Origin of the sequence: Aggregicoccus sp. 17bor-14 (genome assembly GCF_009659535.1) — a bacterium.
GTDB lineage: Bacteria > Myxococcota > Myxococcia > Myxococcales > Myxococcaceae > Aggregicoccus.
This window is the reverse complement of sequence record NZ_VJZZ01000010.1, coordinates 26,024-45,386: the sequence shown is the minus strand read 5'-3', so window position 1 is coordinate 45,386 and position 19,363 is coordinate 26,024. Positions and strand designations below refer to the sequence as shown.

The window sequence follows — 19,363 nt, the reverse complement described above, 5'->3', positions numbered from 1 at the left end:
CCCGCAGGCACAGACCAACAGCGCAAACGCGAAAGCCTTGAACTTCATGTAACCCTTCTAGCACGCCCCGCCCCTGGCCAGCGCCGGCGCAAAGCGCTTTGGTGGCCCTTGCGATGACCGACCCCACCAACCTGCTGCTGTTCATGGGCGCGACCCTGGCGCTCAACGTCACGCCCGGCCCGGACATGCTCTACGTCATCGCGCGCAGCGCCTCGGAGGGGCGGCGCGCGGGGGTGGCGAGCGCGCTGGGCATCGCGGGCGGCACCGTGTTCCACACGCTTGCGGTGGTGCTGGGGCTCTCGAGCCTCCTGCTCGCCGTGCCCTTCGCGTACGACGCCGTGCGCCTGGGCGGCGCGGCGTACCTCGTGTACCTCGGCCTGCGCGCGATCCTGCGCCCCGCGGGCGCGAGCGCGGGGACGCAGCGCGTGGCGCCCGCGAGCCTGTGGGCCATCTTCCGCCAGGGCGTGGTGACCAACGTGCTCAACCCGAAGGTGGCGCTCTTCTTCCTCGCCTTCCTGCCGCAGTTCGTGGACCCCGCGCGCGGGCGCGTGCCCCTGCAGCTGCTCCTGCTCGGCGTGCTCTTCAACGCCTCGGGCACGCTGGTGAACCTGGCCGTCGCGCTCGCCGCGAGCGGCGCGGGGCGCTGGGGCCGGGCGCGGGTGGGCGGCAGCGCGCTCCTGCAACGGCTCACGGGCGTCGTCTTCGTGGGGCTGGGCGTGCGGCTCGCGCTGCAGCAGCGGCGCTGAAGGCCCCCCCCCCTCTGGGCCTCCGCAGCGCTCCCGGGATAGTCTGCGAGCTCGCCAACTCCCGAGGAAACAACGTGGACGCCTGGGTCTCCTGTCCGTCGTGTCAGCTGAAGCACCGCCTGCGCCCCGAGGGCACCTGCCCGCGCTGCGCCACCCCCGTACAGGCTGCGGCGGTGCAGGCGCCTGCCGCGGAAGCGGCTGCCGTGGCGCCTGCGCCCCCGGAGCCGACCTGGGCGGGGCTGCCTCCGGAGGACGCGCACGCGCTGGGCGCCGAGGTGCCCTCGCTCAAGGCGGCGGGCGCCGCGCTGCTGCTCGTGGCGGTCACCAACCTGCTGGCCACGCTGCTCCTCCCGCGTGAGGCGAGTGCCGGGATGCCGGTGGGCAGCACGCTCGCTCCGAGCGTCATCGACCTGTTCATCGGCGGCTCGCTGCTCGCAGGCAATGCGAAGCACCTGGACTGGGCGCGGCTGCGCGTGGTGCTGGGGGCGCTGATCTGGTCGGTGCTGCTGGGCGTGCAGGGCAACTGGGTGGGCGTGGTGATGCAGCTGGTGGTGAGCGCCGCGCTCGCGCTGCTGCTGTGGGGAGGCGGGCGGGTGCGCCGCGTGGTCGCGCTCTCGGCAATCACGCTCTTCGCGGCGCTCACCGCGGCGGGCACCCTCGCGCTGCGCGCAGGAGCGAACCTGCTGGCCGGCCCGATGATGAGCCTCCAGGGCGAGCTGGAGCCGCTGCCGTCAGGGGAGCTCGGCGGGCGCCGCTTCCCGTACGGGCTCACGCCGCCGGGAGGTGGCTGGCTGCAGCGCACCCAGGAGGCCGCCGCGAAGGACAACCCGCTCGCGGACCGCTGGCTGGTGCTCCCGAGCGCGGATGCGCACCTGATGATCCTCGCCGAGCCGCTGGAGGCGGATGCGCAGGTGGACCTGGCGCGCGTGCGCAGCGCGGTGCTGGAGAACATGCACCGCGCAGCGCCCGACTTCGCCGAGCTCCCGGCAGGAGGCTCTCCGCTCGCCGACGAGCCCGGCTATGTCCACGCCGCGGGCACGATGCAGGGACAGCGGGTGGAGATGGAGATCGTGGTGCGCGCCGAGAAGGGCGCGCTCTACCAGCTCTTCGCCTTCGCGCCCGCAGCGGGCTACGCGCGGGTGCAGGGCGAGCTCGCGCAGGCGGTGCGCTCCTTCCACGCGCGGTAGGGCGATGTCGCAGGCTGGGCACGCGGCGCGGCGACGCCGCGCGCCTTGACCGGCGCTGCGGGCCTGCTCTGCTTGCCCGCGCTCATGCGCCCCTCCTCTTCCGTCTCTCCCGCCGCCCGTCCCGTGGACAGTGGCGAGCGCATCGCCCTGCTGGACGTGCTGCGCGGCTTCGCGCTCGGCGGTGTCTGGCTCTCCAACGCCGCGCTCTACTTCAGCGGCGTGGTGCTGCTGCCCAAGGCGCGCATGGATGCGTGGCTGCGCTCGCCCCTGGATGCGGCCGCCTTCCACCTCTTCAACTTCTTCGTGGCGGGCAAGGCGATGACGCTGTTCGCCTTCCTCTTCGGCCTGGGCTTCTCCGTGCAGCTCCTGCGCGCAGAGGCCCGCGGCGCCTCGGTGGTGCCGTTGTACACGCGCAGGCTCTGCGTGCTGCTGCTCTTCGGGCTCACCCACCTGTTCGCGCTCTGGTACGGCGACATCCTCGCCATCTACGCGGTGACGGGCTTCGCGCTGCTGCTGTTCCGCGCGCGCCCCTCGCGCCAGCTGCTGCCTCTCGCGCTCGCGCTCATCCTGCTGCCGCCCCTGCTCGTCCCTCTCGGCGAGCGCTTCCTGCCGGTGCTCCTGCACGGGCGCGAGGCCGCGGAGGCGGCGGCGAAGCTGGCGGCGGAGCACTCGGCCGCGATCAAGGCGCCCACGCTCGAGGCCTTCGCGGCCGGCGGCTACGCGCGCGTGGTGCGGGCCAACGCGGACATCTACGTGCACGACTTCCTCAAGCCGATGCTCTTCGGCTACCTCTTCACCGTGCTGGGCAAGTTCCTGCTCGGGCTCGTGGCGGGCCGCATGCGCCTCTTCCAGGACGTCCCCGCGCACCGCGCGCTGCTGCGGCGGCTGCTGCTGGGCTGGGGGCTGGTGCTGGGCGTCCTGGGCAACGGCGCGGCGGTGGTGTCCCGGGTGCTCACGGTGCGCGGCGTGCTCGACGAGCACTCGCCCGTCTTCACCCTCCTGCCCTCGGTGCGCGAGCTGGGCTTCCTCGGGCTCGCGGCCCTCTACGCCTCGCTCATCGCGCTCGCCTTCCAGCGCCCGGGGCCGCGGCGGCTGCTCTCGCTGCTCGCGCCTGCAGGGCGCATGGCGCTCACGAACTACCTCACGCAGACGCTGGTGAGCCTGTGGCTCTTCTACGGCTACGGGCTCTCGCTCATCGGGCGGCTGTCACCCGCGCACTGCATCCCGCTCATCGCAGGGCTCTTCTGCGTGCAGGTGGCCCTCAGCCACCTGTGGCTCGCGCACTTCCGCTTCGGGCCCGCGGAGTGGCTGTGGCGCTCGCTCACCTACGGCCAGCGCCAGCCCATGCGCCGCGAGCTCACGGCTAGGCCGCCGGCACCAGCGTGAGCTCGGTGATCTCCGGCGCGGGCCCCAGCCGCAGGGGCGGGCCCCAGTAGCCGGTGCCGCGGCTCGTGTACACGCGCGTGCCGAACAGCGTCGCGAGCCCGCGCACCACCGGCTGCTGCAGCCGCACGAAGAACATGAAGGGGAACATCTGCCCGCCGTGGGTGTGCCCGGACAGCTGCAGGTCCACGCCCAGGCCCTGCGCCTGCTCCGCCGTGCGCGGCTGGTGCGCGAGCAGCACGCGCGGCACGCCCGCGGGCGCCCCGGCGAGCGCGAGGTCCGGCCGGCTCTCGTGCGCCGGGTCGATGTGGCCCGCGTTGTAGTCCGTCACCCCGGCCACCGTGAGCCGCGCCCCGCCCCGCTCCACGACCCGGTGCGCGTTCTGCAGCACCGTGAGCCCCAGGCGCCGCACCTCGTCGCTCCAGGCCGCGCCGCCGCTGTAGTACTCGTGGTTGCCGGTGACGAAGTAGACGCCCAGCGGGGCGCGCAGCCCCGCGAGCGGTGCCACCTCGTCGCGCAGCGCCTCCACGCTCCCGTCCACCAGGTCTCCCGTCACCGCGACGAGGTCCGGCTGCAGCGCGTTCACCTGCTCCACCACGCGGCGCAGGAAGTGCCGGTCCAGCGTGGGGCCGATGTGGATGTCGGAGATCTGCACGATGCGCGCGCCGGCGAGCCCCGCGCCCAGGTTCGGCATGGGCACCCGCAGCCGCTCCACCCGGGCACGTCCGTGCGCGGTGGCAAAGCCCACCACCAGCGCCGCCGGCACGCCGAGCGCCACCGCGAGCGCCTGCGCGCGTGCCCCCGCGGCGACGCCCGCGAGCGAGAGCAGCGCCCCGCCGAACTGCGCGAGCAGCGCTCCCGTCAGCAGCAGCCCGAAGGCGCCCAGCCACCCGATGCCCACGAGGTAGATGGCCCGCGCCGCCCGCGAGCCGCGCCGGCGCGTGGCGACTGCGCCTCCGGGGATGGAGAGCCCGAGCAGCGCGAGCAGTGCCCAGCCCAGCCCCGCCCAGGGCTGCGGCACGTGCGGCGCCGAGAGCAGCCGCGCGCCGATGTAGTAGTGCAGCGCCGCGAGCACGCCGAGCGGGAGCAGCAGCCCCAGCAGCAGCCGCCCGCGTCCCGCTCCGCCCTGCCGCTTCGCTCCGTGCCGTCTCGCCACGCGTCTCGCTCCGCTCTTCCGTGCGCAGCCACCGGTGGCTGCGGGCGCGAGACGATAACCGGCGGCCCGGTGCGCCGCAGCGCCGCCGGGCCGCCCGGGTCAGCTCAGGTCAGACCCTGCGCGGCGTTCCGCGGTGCAGCAGCCGCAAGATGAGCAGCAGCACCACCGCGCCCACGAAGGCCACGAAGATGGTGCCCGCCAGGCCGCCGAACGGCGCGCCCGAGCCGAGCGCCCGGAAGATGAAGCCGCCCAGGAAGGCGCCCACGATACCCACCACGATGTCGCCGATGAGCCCGTAGCCACCGCCCACCACCGCCGAGGCGAGCCAGCCCGCCACGAGGCCAATCACTGCCCAGACCAGAATGGTTTCCAAAGTCATGGTTCCCCCTTGTGAAGCGTTCATTCCACCTGGGTGCAATCTGGCCATGAGGCGCCCCCTGCGAAGCCTTGCTCGCCTGCTCTCCGGACGGGGGGACGAGGCCTCGATCCGGCTCCCGGTCAGAACGCGCGCACGTAGGCGAGCCCCGCGCCGCCCCGCACCGGCAGCGGTCGCAGCGCGGCGGCGCCCTCGCCGCGCAGGTGCAGGCGCGGGACGAGGTAGCCCACGGCCGCCCCCGCCACGCCTCCCACCAGCACGTCGCTGTAGAAGTGGCTCCCCGCCGCCACGACCTCGAAGCCGACAGAGGCCCCCAGCCCCGCGGTGACGAGCCAGGGCCAGAGGCGCGGGCCATAGCGCTGCTCCAGCGTGAAGGCCGCGGCGGTGAGCGCGGCCACCGTGGTGGCCGTGTGGCCGGAGTAGAAGGCGCGGTAGCCCGCGGCGCTGTGGATGAGCGCCTCGTCTCCCGCATAGGTGCGCGGCAGCGGACGCTGCGCCACGTACTTCGTCACCGCGACGAGCGCGCCGTTGAGCCAGAGCGTCTCGGCATACACAGTGAGGTCCTCGCCGAGCGTGCGCCCCACCCCCAGGTCCACCAGGTCCGCGAAGGCCGGCCCCGCCACCGCGAGCCCCACCGTGAGGTCGGCGGCGACGGTCGCCGTGCGGCTGTGGTTGCCGATGACGCCGCGGTCGATGGCGTTCACCTCGGCCGGGTCGCAGGGACAGCGCTGGTCGAGCGTGCCGTTGAGGAAGAGGTAGGGGACGGCCACCGTGAGCACGCCCGCGGCGATGAGGGCGCCGTCGCGCGCGGGAGAGATCCGGTAGAGCGAGCGCGGGTCGGGGGCGGCGAGCGCGCGAGCCGCGGGGTCGAGGGTGGGCGAAGGGGCCTGCCATGCGACCGTCGCAGGGTGCGGAGGCGTCGCGGCGAGCACCGGCGAGCGAACGAGGAGCGAGAGCAGCAGCGCGACCATGTCCCCGAGTCTCACGAGCGATGTCCGGCGTCGAGCCGCGTGTGGTGCAGGGTCGAGCGGTGGATGCCGCCGTCTGCGAGGTGCTCAACGCGAGAACAATGGGACGAGGCGGCGAAAGGCGCCGCCCAGATTGGTCGCGGTTCCACTCGACCCGACGTCGATCGCGGGTGATGGGAGCGGGAGCAGCACTTCGGTGTTGTACCCGAGGGGCACCATCTCCCGGTCTACCTGTAGGGTGCGGCCTCCGCGCAGGTCGACCACGATCGGGGGTGAGACCGACTCGAACCCTTCTCTGTGGCACTCGATCGAGACCTTTCCGACCGGCATCCCGACGAGTCGGTACCTTCCCTGCGCGTCGGAGAGCACCTGGTACAGCACGGGAGCTCCAGGTTGGTACGCGAATACCTCGACATTCGCCAGCGGCGTTCCTGTGTCCAGGTCCATGACGGTACCTGTCACGGAGTTCGACTGCGCGAAGGCCTCCAGGCTCCAGAGCACGACGAACAGAATCAGGAGAACGCTGCGGGTCATCGGGCCTCCGGTGGTGAGCTGGCTCGAAAGCTACGCGCGCGCTCGCCCGAGACGCTTCACGGAAGGCGCATGGCCCGCGCATCTCATGAGCACGGGCCATGCCCATGGGCGGAAACGTGGCGAAGCGAGGACTCGCGTCAGCCCTGTGCGGCGGCAGGCAGCGCTGCCGGAGCGGACGGCGGCAGCGCTGGACGCTGCGGCGGCACGGGAGCGAGGCGGCGGTAGGGGCTGCCCAGCGGCGGGCGCAGGTCCGCTTCTCCCTTGTTCGGCCAGAAGGAGAGCGCGCGCTCGGCGAGCGCGGTGATGGAGAGCGACGGGTTCACGCCGAGGTTCGCCGTCACCGCGGAGCCGTCCACCACGTGCAGCCCGGCGTGGCCGTACACGCGGTGGTAGGGGTCGATGACGCCCGTCTCGCGCGAGTCCCCGATGGGGCAGCCGCCGATGATGTGCGCCGTCGTCGGCACGTTGAAGAGCGCCTCGAACCACGAGCCGTACGCGCGCCCGCCCATCTTCTTCGCCGCGATGCGCGCCGCCTCGTTCGCCACCGGGATCCACGTGGGGTTGGGCTCGCCGTGGCCCTGCTCCGTCGTCAGCTTCGCGCCGAAGAGCCCCCGCTTCAGCCGCAGGCGCAGCGAGTTGTCGTGGCTCTGCATCACCAGCAGGATGATGCTCTTCTCGCTCCAGCGGCGCACCGACAGCGAGCGCAGGAAGGAGAGCGGGTGGCGCAGGATGGTGCCCACGAAGCGCAGCCAGCGCGGCACGCGCCCGCCCCCGTCCACCATCAGCGTGGAGAGCATCCCCATCAGGTTGCTGCCGCGCGGGTAGCGCACCGGCTCGATGTGCGTGTTCGCGTCCGGGTGGATGGAGGAGGTGATGGCCACCCCGTCGCTGTAGTCCGTGTCGTGGCCTCCCGCGCTCGCCCCCACGATGGCCTCGGAGTTCGTGCGGGTGAGCTCGCCCAGGCGCGGCGAGAGCGCGGGGAGGCGCCCTGCCGCGCGCAGCTGCAAGAGCAGCTTCAGCGTGCCCAGCGCCCCCGCGCTGAACACCACCTGCTCGGCGCGGAAGGTGCGCTCCTGCGCGTCGCGCCAGGCGCCGGGGCGGCGGGTGACCACCTCGTAGCCGCCCTCGGGCAGCGGCCGCACGTCCACCACCTCGCGCTCGGGGTGCACCTGGGCGCCGCGCTTCTCCGCGAGGTAGAGGTAGTTCTGGTCCAGCGTGTTCTTCGCCCCCACGCGGCAGCCCACCATGCAGCCGCCGCAGCGCGTGCAGCCCACGCGGTCGGGCCCCTCGCCACCGAAGTACGGGTCCTTCACGCGCTCGCCCGGCTTGCCGAAGAAGACGCCCACGGGCGTCGCGTGGTAGCTCCCCTCCACCCCCAGCTCCTTCGCCACGTGCTGCATCACCCGGTCCGCGGGCGTGGTGAAGGGCGTCTCGGTCACGCCCAGCATGCGCTTGGCCTGCGCGTAGTGCGGGGCCAGCTCCTCGCGCCAGTCGGTGATGTGGGCCCACTGCCGGTCGCGGTAGTAGGGCTCGAGCGGCTCGTAGAGCGTGTTCGCGTAGACGAGGCTGCCGCCGCCGACGCCCGCGCCGCTGAGCACGAGGATGTCCTTGAGCAGCGTCATCCGCTGGAAGCCGCGCATCCCCAGCGCCGGCATCCACAGGAAGTTCTTCGCGTCCCAGTTCGTCTTCGGGAAGCTGTCGCGGGTGTAGCGGCGCCCCGCCTCGAGCACGCCCACGCGGTAGCCCTTCTCCGTCAGCCGCAGCGCGCTCACGCTGCCGCCGAAGCCGCTGCCGATGATGAGCACGTCGTAGTCGAACGCCATCGCGGGTCTCCCGGAAGAGGGCTGCCCGCGCAGGATAGCGCGCGCGCGCGTGCCGCAGCCCGCCCTCTCTCATAGCCCGGCGGACCCCGGAGTGCAGGGGGGCGCGGCGCTACTCGAGCACCGGGTCTCCGCCGCGCAGCGCGTCCGCGAGGAGGTCGTCGTGGCCCATGCTCAGCGGGCTGGGCAGCGCGTCGGGCGGGAAGAGCCGCACCTCGCGGATCTCCAGCGCGTTCTTCGCCCCCGTGAAGTCGGGCGCCACCTCGGCCAGCACGCAGACGTTGACCGCGTGGAAGCGCCAGTCGCGGTCCGGCCGGGAGTACACGCCCGTCACCCTTCCGACGCGCAGCACCCGCGCCCCGGCCTCCTCGGCGAGCTCGCGGGGGAGCGCGTCCGCCAGCGTCTCGCCCCACTCCAGCGTCCCGCCCGGCAGCGCCCAGCCGCCGGTGTCCCCGCGCCGCACGAGCAGCACCTGCCCGTCCGGTGTGCGAGCGACTGCGCAGATGCCCACCACCGGGCGGCGCAGCAGGTGGCGCATCACCTCGTGCATGAGGCCGGAGACGTGCTGGGGCAGCGCAGTGAGGAAGGCGGGGCGGGGCATGGGGGTGCGGCTTAACCCCCCCGGCGCGCAGGGGCAATGCCAGGCGTTGAGAGGCGAGCATCCGGACAGGGGGCTGCCGAGGCAGGAGGGTTGACGCGTGGGCCCCCGTCAGGTCAGGTGCCGCGATGTTCCCCGGCTCCCCTCCCCCGCCCCACCCGCCCCCCTCCGAGCCCGAGCGCCGCGCGCTCGCCCTCGAGCTCTCGGACCTGGGCACCTGGGCGTGGGAGATCGCCACGGACGCGGTCACGCTCGACGCGCGCTGCGCCCAGCACTTCGGTTACGCGGACGGCCGCTTCCCCGGCCGCTGCCGCGAGGACTTCCTCGAGCGGGTGCTCGCGGAGGACCGCGCGCGCGTGCAGGCGCAGGTCGAGGCGAGCGTGCGCGAGGGCACCCCCTACCGCCACGAGTACCGCGTGCGCTGGCCGGACGGCAGCGTGCACTGGGTGCAGTCGCTCGGCCGCGCCCACCGCGATCCGGACACCGGGCGCCCCGCGCGCATGGTGGGCACGCTGACCAACGTGGACGCGCGGCGCACGCAGCAGGAGCGCTTCGAGCACGTGGTGAGCAGCGCGGGGCTGGGGCTCTGGTACTGCGATTTGCCCCTGCGCACCGTCACCTGCAACGCCGTGTTCCGCGCGCAGCACGGGCTGCCGCCCGAGGGCGACGTCACCCCCGAGCAGCTCGTCGCACGCCTGCACCCGGAGGACCGCGAGCGCGTGCGCGAGGCGGGCCGGCGCACCCTGGAGGACGGCGAGCCCTACGAGCTGCGGGTGCGGGTGCAGCCGGGGGAGGGCCAGCCCCTGCGCTGGCTGCGCACCTCGGGCCGCCTCACGCGCGACGCGCAGGGCCAGCCCCAGCGCTTCGACGGCATCTCGCTGGACGTCACGGCCGAGCAGCAGCTCGAGGAGTCGCTGCGCCAGACGCTGCTGGAGAAGCACGAGTCGCTGCAGACGCTGGAGCTCATCAACAGCACCGGGCAGGCCATCGGCGCCGAGCTGCAGCTGGAGCAGCTGGTACAGCGGGTGACGGATGCGGGCACGCAGCTGAGCCGCGCCGCGTTCGGGGCCTTCTTCTACAACGTGCTCAACGCGCAGGGAGAGAGCTACATGCTCTACACGCTCTCCGGCGTGCCGCGCGAGGCGTTCAGCAAGTTCCCGATGCCGCGCAACACCGCCGTCTTCGCCCCCACCTTCCAGGGCGAGGGCACCATCCGCAGCGACGACATCACGAAGGACCCGCGCTACGGCAAGAACCACCCGCGCCGCGGGATGCCCGAGGGGCACCTGCCGGTGCGCAGCTACCTCGCGGTGCCGGTCACCTCGCGCTCGGGCGAGGTCATCGGCGGGCTCTTCTTCGGCCACCCGCAGGTGGGCGTGTTCACCGCGCGCGAGGAGCGGCTGGTGGAGGGGCTCGCCGGGCAGGTCGCCGTGGCCATGGACAATGCGCGGCTCTTCCAGCGCGCGCAGGAGGCCATCAGCTCGCGCGACACCTTCCTGTCCATCGCCTCGCACGAGCTGCGCACGCCCATCACCTCCATGAAGATGCTCGCGCAGCACATGCGCAAGCGCATCCAGGCGCAGGACCCCGCCGCCTTCGCCCCCGAGCGCGTGGGCCGCCTGGTGGAGCAGACCGAGCGCTCCATCGACCGGCTCAGCCGCCTGGTGGAGGACATGCTGGACATCTCTCGCATCGCCACCGGGCGGCTGCAGATGCAGCGGGAGGCGGTGGACCTGAGCGAGCTCACGCGCGACGTGGTGGATCGCTTCGAGCAGCAGCTCACCGAGGCCGGGCACACGCTGGAGCTGAAGCTCACCCCGGGACTGGTGGGCCAGTGGGACCGCGACCGGCTCGAGCAGGTGCTCGCGAACCTGCTCACCAACGCGCTCAAGTACGCGCCCCGGGCGCCGCTCACCGTGAGCACCCAGGCCCTGGGCGACCGCGCGCTGCTCGAGGTGCAGGACCGCGGGCCCGGCATCCCGCCCGAGCACCAGCACCGCGTCTTCGAGCGCTTCGAGCGCCTGGCGGCCGCGACCGGGGTGAGCGGCCTGGGGCTGGGGCTGCACATCGCCAAGCACATCGTGGAGGCGCACGAGGGCCGCATCCAGGTGCACAGCGCCGTGGGCGAGGGCGCGCGCTTCGTGGTGGAGCTGCCCGTGCTCTCGCCGGGCGGCGCGTCCGGTCCCGCCCAGGCGTAGCCCGCCCGCTCGTGCTCCGGGCGCCGCGGCGGCGGCCCACGCGGGGCAAAGGAACGGTTGAGTGCGGGCGCTCGCGCAGGCAGTGTGCGCCCTTTCTCGCGAAGGAGCCGCCCCCATGAAGATTGCCCAGGACACCGTCGTCACCCTCGACTACCGCCTGCACCTCGGAGACGGCGCCGTCGTCGACGCGAGCGAGCCGGGCGATCCGCTCGTCTACCTGCACGGCTACGAGGAGATCGTCCCCGGCCTGGAGCGCGCGCTCGAGGGCCACGCCGCAGGCGACAAGCTGCAGGTGGTGGTGAAGCCGGAGGACGGCTACGGCGAGTACGACCCGGAGAGCGTGGAGGAGGTGCCGCGCTCGGAGCTGCCGGCGGACCTCGAGCTCGAGGTGGGCGGCATCATCACCGGCACCGACCCGGACGGCGACGAGGTGGACTTCCTCGTCAAGGAGCTGAAGGGCGACAAGGTGGTGCTCGACTTCAACGACCCGATGGCCGGCAAGACCCTGCACTTCGACGTGACGGTGCGCGAGGTGCGCGCCGCCACGGCGGAGGAGAAGGAGCACGGGCACTCCCACGCGCCCGGCCACGAGCACTGAAGCGCGTCAGCGCACGGAGGCGAGCCGCGCGGCCAGCTCCGCCGGCTCCAGCACCGGCGGCTCGCAGGCGAAGTGGCGGCACAGGTATGCGGCCGCGCGGCCGTGCACCGGATCCCTCCCCTCCAGCCCCTCGCGCAGCAGCGCGGACACGGGGGCCGAGGGGTCCTTGAGCCCCAGCGCCACGGTGGGCGCGTAGGTGCGGTTGGCCGTGGCGAGCAGCGGCGCCACGGCCTCGCGGGAGCCTGCGAGCGTGAGCTCCGCGGCCCCGTCCAGGAAGCTGTCGGCCGCGAGCAGCAGGTGGCCGTAGCCCATGGGGTTCTGCTGCAGCTGCGAGCGCATGCGCGAGAGGTAGCGCTCCGCGCGCTCGAGGTGCACGCGGCGCCCGGTGAGGGCCGCGAGCGCCACCTGGGCCTCGGCGAGCGTGGAGGCGCCGGAGGGCGAGGCGTTGTCGAAGATGGAGTAGGTCTCCACCACCAGGTCCTTCATCCCGCGGGGCGCCGAGAGGTAGGCCTGCTGGCGCTCGTCCCAGAACAGCGCCTCCGCGCGGGTGGCGAGCGCCTCCGCGGCCTCGAGGTAGCGGGGGTTGAAGGTCGCCTGGTAGAGCGCGGTGAGCCCTGACGCCATGCCGCCGTAGTCCTCGAGGAAACCCTCGATGCGCGCACGCCCCTCCTGGTGCGTGTGGTGCAGACGCTCGCCGTCCCACATCTGCGCGAGCACGAAGTGGGCGGCGCCGCAGGCGAGCTCCGCCCAGTCGGGCCGCGCGAACACGCGCGCGGCGAGCGCGAGGCCGCGGATCATCAGGCCGTTCCAGCCCGCGAGGATCTTCTCGTCGCGCCCCGGCTTCACCCGCCGCTCGCGCGCGGCGAAGAGCAGCGCGCGCGCCTCGGAGAGCTCGCGCTCCACGTGGGCCACGTCCACGCCGCGCTCCTGGGCGAGCTGCTCGGCCGGCACCACCACCTCGAGTACGCTGGTGCCGTTCTCGAAGTTGCCCTGCGGCGTCACGCCCAGGTGGCGCATCAGCAGCTCGGCGCGCTCGTGGGGCAGCACGATGGCGATCTCGCTCGGGCGCCACACGAAGAAGCGCCCCTCCTCGCCCTCGCTGTCCGCGTCCTGCGTCGCGTAGAAGCCGCCCTCGGGGCTGGTCATCTCGCGGCGCACGTACGCGACCGTCTCCTCGGCCACCTTGCGCCACAGCGCACGCGGCTGCACCTGCTCGGCCTCTGCATAGAGGTGCAGCAGCTGCGCGTTGTCGTAGAGCATCTTCTCGAAGTGCGGCACGAGCCAGCGCTCGTCGGTGGAGTAGCGGTGGAAGCCGCCGCCGAGCTGATCGTAGAGCCCGCCCTGCGCCATCTTCTCCAGCGTGCGCAGCACCGCGTCCTTGAGCGCGGGGTCGCGCGAGCGGCGCCACGCGCGCAGCAGCACCGCCACGTTCATCGGGTTGGGGAACTTGGGCGCGCGGCCGAAGCCGCCGTGCACCGGGTCCACGCGCTCGAGCAGCTTGGCGCCTGCGGCCGTGACGTCGGAGGGCTGCAGTGCGCTGGGCGCGGCATCGAGGCCGTAGGTGGCGAGCTCGCCCAGCCCCTCGCGGAAGGAGGCCGCCTGCTGCTCCACCTCCTGGGGCTTGAGGTTCCACGCCTGGTGCAGCGCCTCGAGCAGCTTCTTGAAGCCGGGGCGGCCGTAGCGGTCGTCGGGAGGGAAGTAGGTGCCGCCGAAGAAGGGGCGCAGGTCCGGGGTGAGGAACACGGTGAGGGGCCAGCCGCCGCCCTGCCCCATCAGCTGCACGGTGCCCTGGTAGAGCTGGTCCAGGTCCGGGCGCTCCTCGCGGTCCACCTTCACGTTCACGAAGTACGCGTTCATCAGGCGTGCCGTGTCCGCGTCCTCGAAGGACTCGTGCGCCATGACGTGGCACCAGTGGCAGGCGGAGTAGCCCACAGACAGCAGGATGGGCCGGTTCTCGCGCCGGGCGAGCGCGAGCGCCTCGTCGCCCCAGGGGTACCAGTCCACGGGGTTGTCGGCGTGCTGGCGCAGGTAGGGGCTGGGCTCGTGGGCGAGGCGGTTCATGGGCGCACCAGGCTAACCCTCCCGCGAGCCCTCCCTGGGAGCGAACGCGGCGGGCGATTCCCTCTAGGCAACACCCGGGAGGCTGAGCATTGTCCCGCCTCGCGTGCACCCCGCCGCCTCCCTGCCGTCCCGGCGCCCCACGGAGGGCGTCTTCCTGGCCCTGTTGGGCCTGGCGGCGCTGGTGCGCGTGGCGCTGAGCGCGGGCACGGACCTCTACTTCGACGAGGCCTACTACTGGCAGTGGGCGCAGGCGCTGGACTGGAGCTACTTCGACCACCCGCCCCTCGTGGCCTGGCTCATCGCGGCGCTCGGCGTGCGCACCGGGGCGCTCCTGTGCGGCGCGGCGACCGTGGGCGTGGTGGGCCTGCTCGCGCGGGACGTGTACGGCTCGGGCGCGGCGGGCCTGCGCGCCGCGGCGCTCTACAGCGTGGTGCCCGCGGCGGTGCTCGCGGGCGTGTGGGTGACGCCGGACACGCCGCTGCTGCTCTTCTGGGCCCTCACCCTGTGGGCGCTGCACCACGAGCGCTGGGTGCTGGCGGGGCTCGCGGCGGGGCTCGCGATGCTCGCGAAGTACCCGGCGCTGCTCCTGGGCGCGGCCTACCTGTGCGTGGCCGCGCGCGAGCGGCGCCTGCCGCGCGGCATCTGGGCGACGCTGGGCCTGGGCGCGCTGCTCTTCCTGCCCGTGGTGCTGTGGAACGCCCAGCACGGCTGGGTGGGCTTCGGCTTCCAGCTGAAGCACGGGCTGGGCGGGCGCGGCGGGCTCGCCACCTTCGGCGAGTTCCTCCTGGGCCAGGTGGGGATGGCGGGGCCCGGCCTCTTCCTCTTCACGCTCGCGTGGGGGCTGCGCGGCCCGAAGGAGCAGCGGCTGCTGCGCGCGGCGGCGCTGGTGCCGCTCGCGGCCTTCGGGCTCGCGGCGCTGCGCACGCGCGGCGAGGCGAACTGGCCCTGCATGGCGTACGTGGCCGCGTGCGTGGGGCTCGCGGGGGCCTCGCGGCGCTGGCAGCTCGCCGCCGGCCTGGGCGCGCTGCTCATCACCCTCGGCGGGGCGAGCCACGTCCTCTTCCCCGTGGTGCGTCCGGAGCGCGACGTGCTGCTCTCGCGCGCGCACGGCTGGCGCACGCTGGAGCGGCTCGCGGACCCGGAGCTGCTCTTTCCCGGCGCCCCGGATGCGCTGCCCTCGATGGTGTGGACGCCGAGCTACCAGCTGGCGAGCCAGGTCGCCTACTACGCCCACGTGCCTACCAGCGTGGCCGAGGGGCGGGTGAGCCAGTACGACCTCTGGCCCGAGCCTCCGCTGAGCGCGGGGCAGGACGCGCTCTGGGTAAGCGAGTACGAGGAGCCCCCGGCCTCCCTCACCGCGCGCTTCGGCCGCGTGGAGGGTCCCGTGGCGCTGCCGGCCGAGTACCTGGGCCGGCGCGTGCACACCTTCCGCGTCTGGCGGCTGGTGGGGCTGCGCGGGCCCTGAGGGCTCGTTCCTGAGGGGCGTACCGGAGGGCGATGCAATCGCCCGTGGGCTCGTTCGTGGGCGAGCAGGTGGCAGCAAGTCCAGGCCACCCGGAGCCTTCCCATGAACGCCTTCGTCCAGGACACCCGCTACGCGCTGCGCAGCCTCGCCCGCGCCCGCAGCTTCGCCCTCGCCGCCATCCTCACCCTGGCCCTGGGGGTGGGCGCCAACAGCACCATCTTCTCCATCATCGACTCGCTGTGGTTCAAGGCCTTCCCCTTCCCGCGGGAGGCGCGCGTGGTGGAGCTGTTCGGGGTGAACGCGGCGCGCGGGCTCGAGGAGGACGAGGCCACCCCGTACGAGTACGCCGCCTGGCGCGACAGCGGCGCCTTCGAGAGCCTCGCGGCGTACGGCTTCGGGGACTCCACCGTGCGGCTCGGAGCCGAGCCCGAGCGCGCGCGCGTCACCTTCACCACCCCGCAGCTCTTCGGGCTGATGCGAGCGCGCCCGGAGCTCGGGCGCTTCTTCACCGCCGAGGAGGACGTGGCGGGACACGACGGCGTGGCGGTGCTCAGCCACGACGTCTGGGTGCGGCGCTTCGGCGCGGACCCCGGGGTGCTGGGGCGCAGCGTGACGGTGGAGGGCGTGGCGCGCACGGTGGTGGGCGTGCTCCCGCGCGATGCGCAGTACCCGCCGGGCACCCAGGTGTGGGTCCCCCTCGCGCTCACCGCGGAGCAGCTCGCCGCGCCCGCCGGGAGCGTGCTCGCGCTGGGGAGCCTGAAGCCGGGGCTGACGGACGCGCAGGCCCTGCAGCTCGCGAAGGCGGCGAGCAAGCGCGTGGAGGAGGCCCGGCCAGAGACGAACGCCGGCTGGAGCGTCACCTTCGAGCACCCGCGCGAGCAGTTCCTCGGCGACGCGCGCATCTTCCTCGTCCTCCTCTCCGCGGCCGTGGGGCTGGTGCTCCTCATCGCGTGCGCCAACGTGGCGAACCTGCTGCTCGCGCGCGGAAGCCTGCGGCAGCGCGAGCTCGCCGTGCGCGCCGCGCTGGGGGCGGGCCGGGGGCGGCTCGTGCGGCAGATGCTCACCGAGAGCCTCCTGCTCGCGGCCGCCGGCAGCGCGCTGGGGCTCCTGCTCGCCCGCTGGGGCGTGGACCTGGTGGTGCACAGCGTGCCCGCAGAGCGCGCGGCCGCCATCCCCGGCTGGCTCGCGGCCGCGGTGGACGGGCGCGCGGTGGCCTTCACGGCGGGGCTCACGCTGCTCACCACGCTCGTGTTCGGCCTGCTGCCGGCGCTGCGCGCGAGCCGCGTGGACCCGCAGAAGGCCCTGCGCGCGGTGGGCGGTACGGACCCTTCCGGGGGACGCCTGCGCGGCGCCCTGGTGGTGGCCGAGGTGGCGCTCTCCGTGGTGCTGCTCACCTGCGCCGCGCTCCTGATGCAGAGCCTCGTGCAGATGCGCTCGGCGCCCGTGGGCTTCGAGCCGCGCGGCCTGCTCACGCTGCAGGTGGGGCTGGGCGGTCCGCGCTATGCGCGGCCCGAGGCCCGGGAGCAGTTCCTCGAGCAGCTGCTGCCCCGGCTCGAGCAACTGCCCAACGTGGAGCGGGCCGGCGCGCTCTCGCGGCTGCCGCTCGGCGGCTCCTATCAAACGCGCGGCTACAACGTGGGTGGCCGGCCCCTGCTGCCCCCGACCGAGCAGCCCGCCGCGGAGTTCCGCCTCGCGAGCCCGGGAGGCCTGGAGGCGCTAGGCGTCCGGCTCGTCTCCGGGCGCGCCTTCACCGCGAGCGACCGCGCGGGCGCGCCGCCGGTGGTGCTCGTCAACGAGGCCTTCGCTCGCAGCGTCTTTCCCGGCGAGGACCCCCTGGGCAAGCAGCTCTTGCTCGGGCCGCAGAACGTGCCCCACCTCGTCGTGGGCGTGGTGACGGACCTTCGCGGCCGGCAGCTGCGCACCCTGCCGCGCCCCGAGCTGCTGCGCCCGCTCGCGCAAGGCTTGGCAGAGGAGGACACGGTGTCGCTGGTGCTGCGCGCACGGGCAGGAGACCCGCTGGCGCTCGCGCCGCAGGTGCGCGCGCTGCTCGCGGAGCTGGACCCCGAGGTACCCGCCTCCCAGGTGCGCACCTACGCGCGGGTCATCGACGACGCCATCGCCGGCGAGCGGGTGGCGGGGCGGATGCTGGCCGCGTTCGCGCTCGTGGCGCTGGTGCTCGCGGCGGTGGGCGTCTACGGCGTCGTGTCCTACTCGGTGAGCGAGCGCACCTACGAGATGGGCGTGCGCATGGCGCTGGGCGCGCGCGCAGGGGATGTGCGCCGGCAGGTGCTGGGGGGGAGCCTGCGGCTCGCGGGGACGGGCGTGGCGCTCGGCACGGTGGCGGCGCTGGGGCTCGCCCACCTCATCTCCAGCGTGCTGTTCGGCGTGAGCCCGAGGGACCCGGCGACGTACCTGGCCATCGCGGGCGCGCTGCTCACCGTGGCGCTCGTCGCCGCGTACGCACCTGCGCGCCGGGCCACCCGCGTGGACCCGGCCGTGGCCCTGCGTTCGGCCTGAGGGAGGCGGGCATTGCAGCCAGCCGCCCCCTCGAGCTTCGGTCGAGCGCGCGCCACGCGTGCGCGCCTCAGCGCACGGGCACCAGGCGGCGCAGCTCGCCCGTCTTCCCCTTGGGGATGCCCATGCGGTTGCCCATCACGTACAGCTCGCCGCTCGCATCGCGGGCGAAGCCCTCCACGAAGATGTCCAGCGGGCGCGAGGTGAGGTTCACCACCCGGGCGCGCGTGGACGGGGTGGGTGTCTGCTCTCCCGTGCCCAGCTGGTCCACGGTCTGGTCGAGCATGTAGATGCGGCCCTCCGCCTTGCTCTCGTCCGCCGAGTAGTCGCCGAACACGTAGCGGCCGGCGAGCTCCGGGATGGCGCTGCCGCGGTACACGTAGCCGCCGATGCTCGCACTGCCCTGGTTCGTGGTGCGGTGCTGGTGGCCGTACTCCGCCACCGGGTCCACCACGGCCGCGGGGTAGCCCGGCGACAGCTCCACCGGGGTGCCGTCCGTCTCGCCCTCGGGCGTGGCGAGGAAGGCCTGCGGGTCGAAGAGCGCCGTGCCCTCCTTCAGCCGCCAGCCGTAGTTTCCGCCGGCGCGGATGACGTCCACCTCCTCGATGGCGCCCTGTCCCACGTCGTTGCCGATGAGCAGGCCGCTGGGCGCGTCGAACGCGTAGCGCCAGAAGTTGCGCAGCCCGAGCGCGTAGATCTCCGGCCGGATACCCAGCGCGCTCGCGCTCACGAAGGGGTTGTCGCTGGGCACGCCGTACTGGCGGTTCGCCGAGGAGGTGCCACGCGTGTCGATTCGCAGCAGCTTGCCGTAGACGAGCGTGGGGTCCTGCCCGTTGCCCAGGGGCGAGTGGCCGATGGTCGCCTTGCCGTCGCCGTTGAGCTGGCAGGTCTGGTCGTCCTCTCCGCCGCCGTCCCCGAGCGACACGTAGAGCAGCCCGTCCCCGCCGAACTGCAGCATGCCGCCGTTGTGGTTGTAGTTGCCCCAGTCCACCCGCATCAGCACGCGGCTGGTGGCGTCCGGGCGGCTCGCCGCGTCGGTGGGGCTCGCCACGTGCCACTCGCGCAGCACGTTCTGGTGGTCCGGTGCGAGGCTCGAGGGCGCCTTCTCACAGGTCGCGCCCACCTTCGGGAAGGTGAAGTCGGCGTCGCCGCTCACCGGCTCGGAGGTGTACGTGTAGAAGAGCCCGTTGGTCTCGAACTGGGGGTCGAACGCGAGCCCGAGGAACCCCCGCTCGTCGTACCCACCGATGGCCGCGATGCCCACCTTCACCAGCAGGTCGCGCACGTCCAGGTACACCTCCTTCGCTCCGCTGGACAGGTCCACGCGCCACAGCACGCCCACCTGGTCCACCACGAAGAGGCTCCCGGGCACCCCGGGGGCCGCCGCACCGAGCAGGGGGGCAGTCATCCCGGTGGCCACCGTCTCGGTGCGCACCCGCAGCGTGCCGCGCAGCACCCCTGGGAGCGCATCCAGCACCTTCTTGGCCTGCGCCTCGTCTCCCGCCCCCTCCTCCGCCGCCTGCACCTGTGCATCCTGCTGTTGCGCCGCCCGCGCCTCCACCGCCACCGCTCCCACGAGGCCGAGCACGGCCCCCGTGAGCAGTCCCTTGCGCACCATCTTCCAGTTCCTTCCGGGCCCGTAGCCCTCGCGCCCCCCTCCACAGGTGGTCACGTAGGACAAAGGTGGCGGCGGGTGGCCGACACCCCACTTGCGCCAGGGTGCGAGCACTGTGCCCCGAACTACACGGTGATGGTCGGT

The 19,363-nt window shown here is 73.6% G+C and carries 15 protein-coding genes; 7 read left to right on the top strand and 8 right to left on the bottom strand.

Annotated elements, in window-relative coordinates; translation table 11 throughout:
- The first annotated feature begins 113 nt into the window (after window positions 1-113).
- The 3 genes from FGE12_RS19280 to FGE12_RS19270 all read left to right on the top strand — a co-directional run bounded on the left by FGE12_RS19280 (window position 114) and on the right by FGE12_RS19270 (window position 3,319).
- Window positions 114-746 (top strand): LysE family translocator, encoded by a 633-nt coding sequence (locus FGE12_RS19280; RefSeq protein ID WP_153867988.1) that lies wholly within the window; start codon window positions 114-116, stop codon window positions 744-746.
- 74 nt (window positions 747-820) lie between these two features.
- Window positions 821-1,933, top strand: coding sequence for a hypothetical protein (locus FGE12_RS19275; protein WP_194798073.1), 1,113 nt, complete (start codon window positions 821-823; stop codon window positions 1,931-1,933).
- Between the two features lie 84 nt (window positions 1,934-2,017).
- A complete protein-coding gene (locus FGE12_RS19270; protein WP_153867986.1) occupies window positions 2,018-3,319 on the top strand; it encodes a DUF418 domain-containing protein in 1,302 nt (433 codons plus the stop codon).
- Here the strand turns inward: FGE12_RS19270 and FGE12_RS19265 are convergent.
- The 6 genes from FGE12_RS19265 to FGE12_RS19240 form a co-directional block, all read right to left on the bottom strand.
- On the bottom strand, window positions 3,297-4,472 hold the full coding sequence (locus tag FGE12_RS19265; RefSeq protein ID WP_370459071.1) for a metallophosphoesterase: 1,176 nt from the start codon (window positions 4,470-4,472) through the stop codon (window positions 3,297-3,299). The two genes, FGE12_RS19270 and FGE12_RS19265, sit on opposite strands and share 23 nt — an antisense overlap.
- 109 nt (window positions 4,473-4,581) lie before the next feature.
- Entirely contained in the window at window positions 4,582-4,851 is a 270-nt protein-coding gene (locus FGE12_RS19260) for a GlsB/YeaQ/YmgE family stress response membrane protein (protein ID WP_153867985.1), read from the bottom strand.
- A gap of 119 nt (window positions 4,852-4,970) precedes the next feature.
- Complete coding sequence (locus FGE12_RS19255; RefSeq protein WP_153867984.1) at window positions 4,971-5,834, bottom strand: phosphatase PAP2 family protein; 864 nt, start codon at window positions 5,832-5,834, stop codon at window positions 4,971-4,973.
- A 69-nt stretch (window positions 5,835-5,903) separates the two neighbouring features.
- Window positions 5,904-6,350, bottom strand: coding sequence for a carboxypeptidase-like regulatory domain-containing protein (locus tag FGE12_RS19250; RefSeq protein ID WP_153867983.1), 447 nt, complete (start codon window positions 6,348-6,350; stop codon window positions 5,904-5,906).
- A 137-nt stretch (window positions 6,351-6,487) separates the two neighbouring features.
- Window positions 6,488-8,173 carry a GMC oxidoreductase gene (locus FGE12_RS19245; RefSeq protein WP_153867982.1) on the bottom strand — a complete coding sequence of 562 codons (1,686 nt, stop codon included), beginning with the start codon at window positions 8,171-8,173 and terminating at the stop codon, window positions 6,488-6,490.
- Between the two features lie 109 nt (window positions 8,174-8,282).
- Complete coding sequence (locus FGE12_RS19240; RefSeq protein ID WP_228530931.1) at window positions 8,283-8,771, bottom strand: NUDIX hydrolase; 489 nt, start codon at window positions 8,769-8,771, stop codon at window positions 8,283-8,285.
- Window positions 8,772-8,896: 125 nt separating this feature from the next.
- Between FGE12_RS19240 and FGE12_RS19235 the strand changes: the two genes are divergently transcribed.
- Together FGE12_RS19235 and FGE12_RS19230 are read left to right on the top strand one after the other, a co-directional pair.
- A complete protein-coding gene (locus FGE12_RS19235; protein ID WP_153867981.1) occupies window positions 8,897-10,966 on the top strand; it encodes a PAS domain-containing protein in 2,070 nt (689 codons plus the stop codon).
- 115 nt (window positions 10,967-11,081) lie between these two features.
- Window positions 11,082-11,564: a peptidylprolyl isomerase gene (locus FGE12_RS19230; protein WP_153867980.1), complete on the top strand. Its 483-nt coding sequence runs from the start codon at window positions 11,082-11,084 to the stop codon at window positions 11,562-11,564.
- Between the two features lie 6 nt (window positions 11,565-11,570).
- Here FGE12_RS19230 and FGE12_RS19225 read toward each other — a convergent pair whose 3' ends face one another.
- A complete protein-coding gene (locus tag FGE12_RS19225) occupies window positions 11,571-13,625 on the bottom strand; it encodes a thioredoxin domain-containing protein (RefSeq protein WP_153867979.1) in 2,055 nt (684 codons plus the stop codon).
- 103 nt (window positions 13,626-13,728) lie between these two features.
- On the opposite strand from FGE12_RS19225, the gene FGE12_RS19220 reads away from it, so the two are divergent.
- On the top strand, window positions 13,729-15,090 hold the full coding sequence (locus tag FGE12_RS19220; RefSeq protein ID WP_370459070.1) for an ArnT family glycosyltransferase: 1,362 nt from the start codon (window positions 13,729-13,731) through the stop codon (window positions 15,088-15,090).
- Between the two features lie 102 nt (window positions 15,091-15,192).
- Entirely contained in the window at window positions 15,193-17,607 is a 2,415-nt protein-coding gene (locus FGE12_RS19215) for an ABC transporter permease (protein ID WP_153867978.1), read from the top strand.
- 67 nt (window positions 17,608-17,674) lie between these two features.
- On the opposite strand, the gene FGE12_RS19210 is transcribed toward FGE12_RS19215, so the two are convergent.
- Window positions 17,675-19,222 carry a sorbosone dehydrogenase family protein gene (locus FGE12_RS19210; protein WP_153867977.1) on the bottom strand — a complete coding sequence of 516 codons (1,548 nt, stop codon included), beginning with the start codon at window positions 19,220-19,222 and terminating at the stop codon, window positions 17,675-17,677.
- Window positions 19,223-19,363 lie beyond the last annotated feature (141 nt).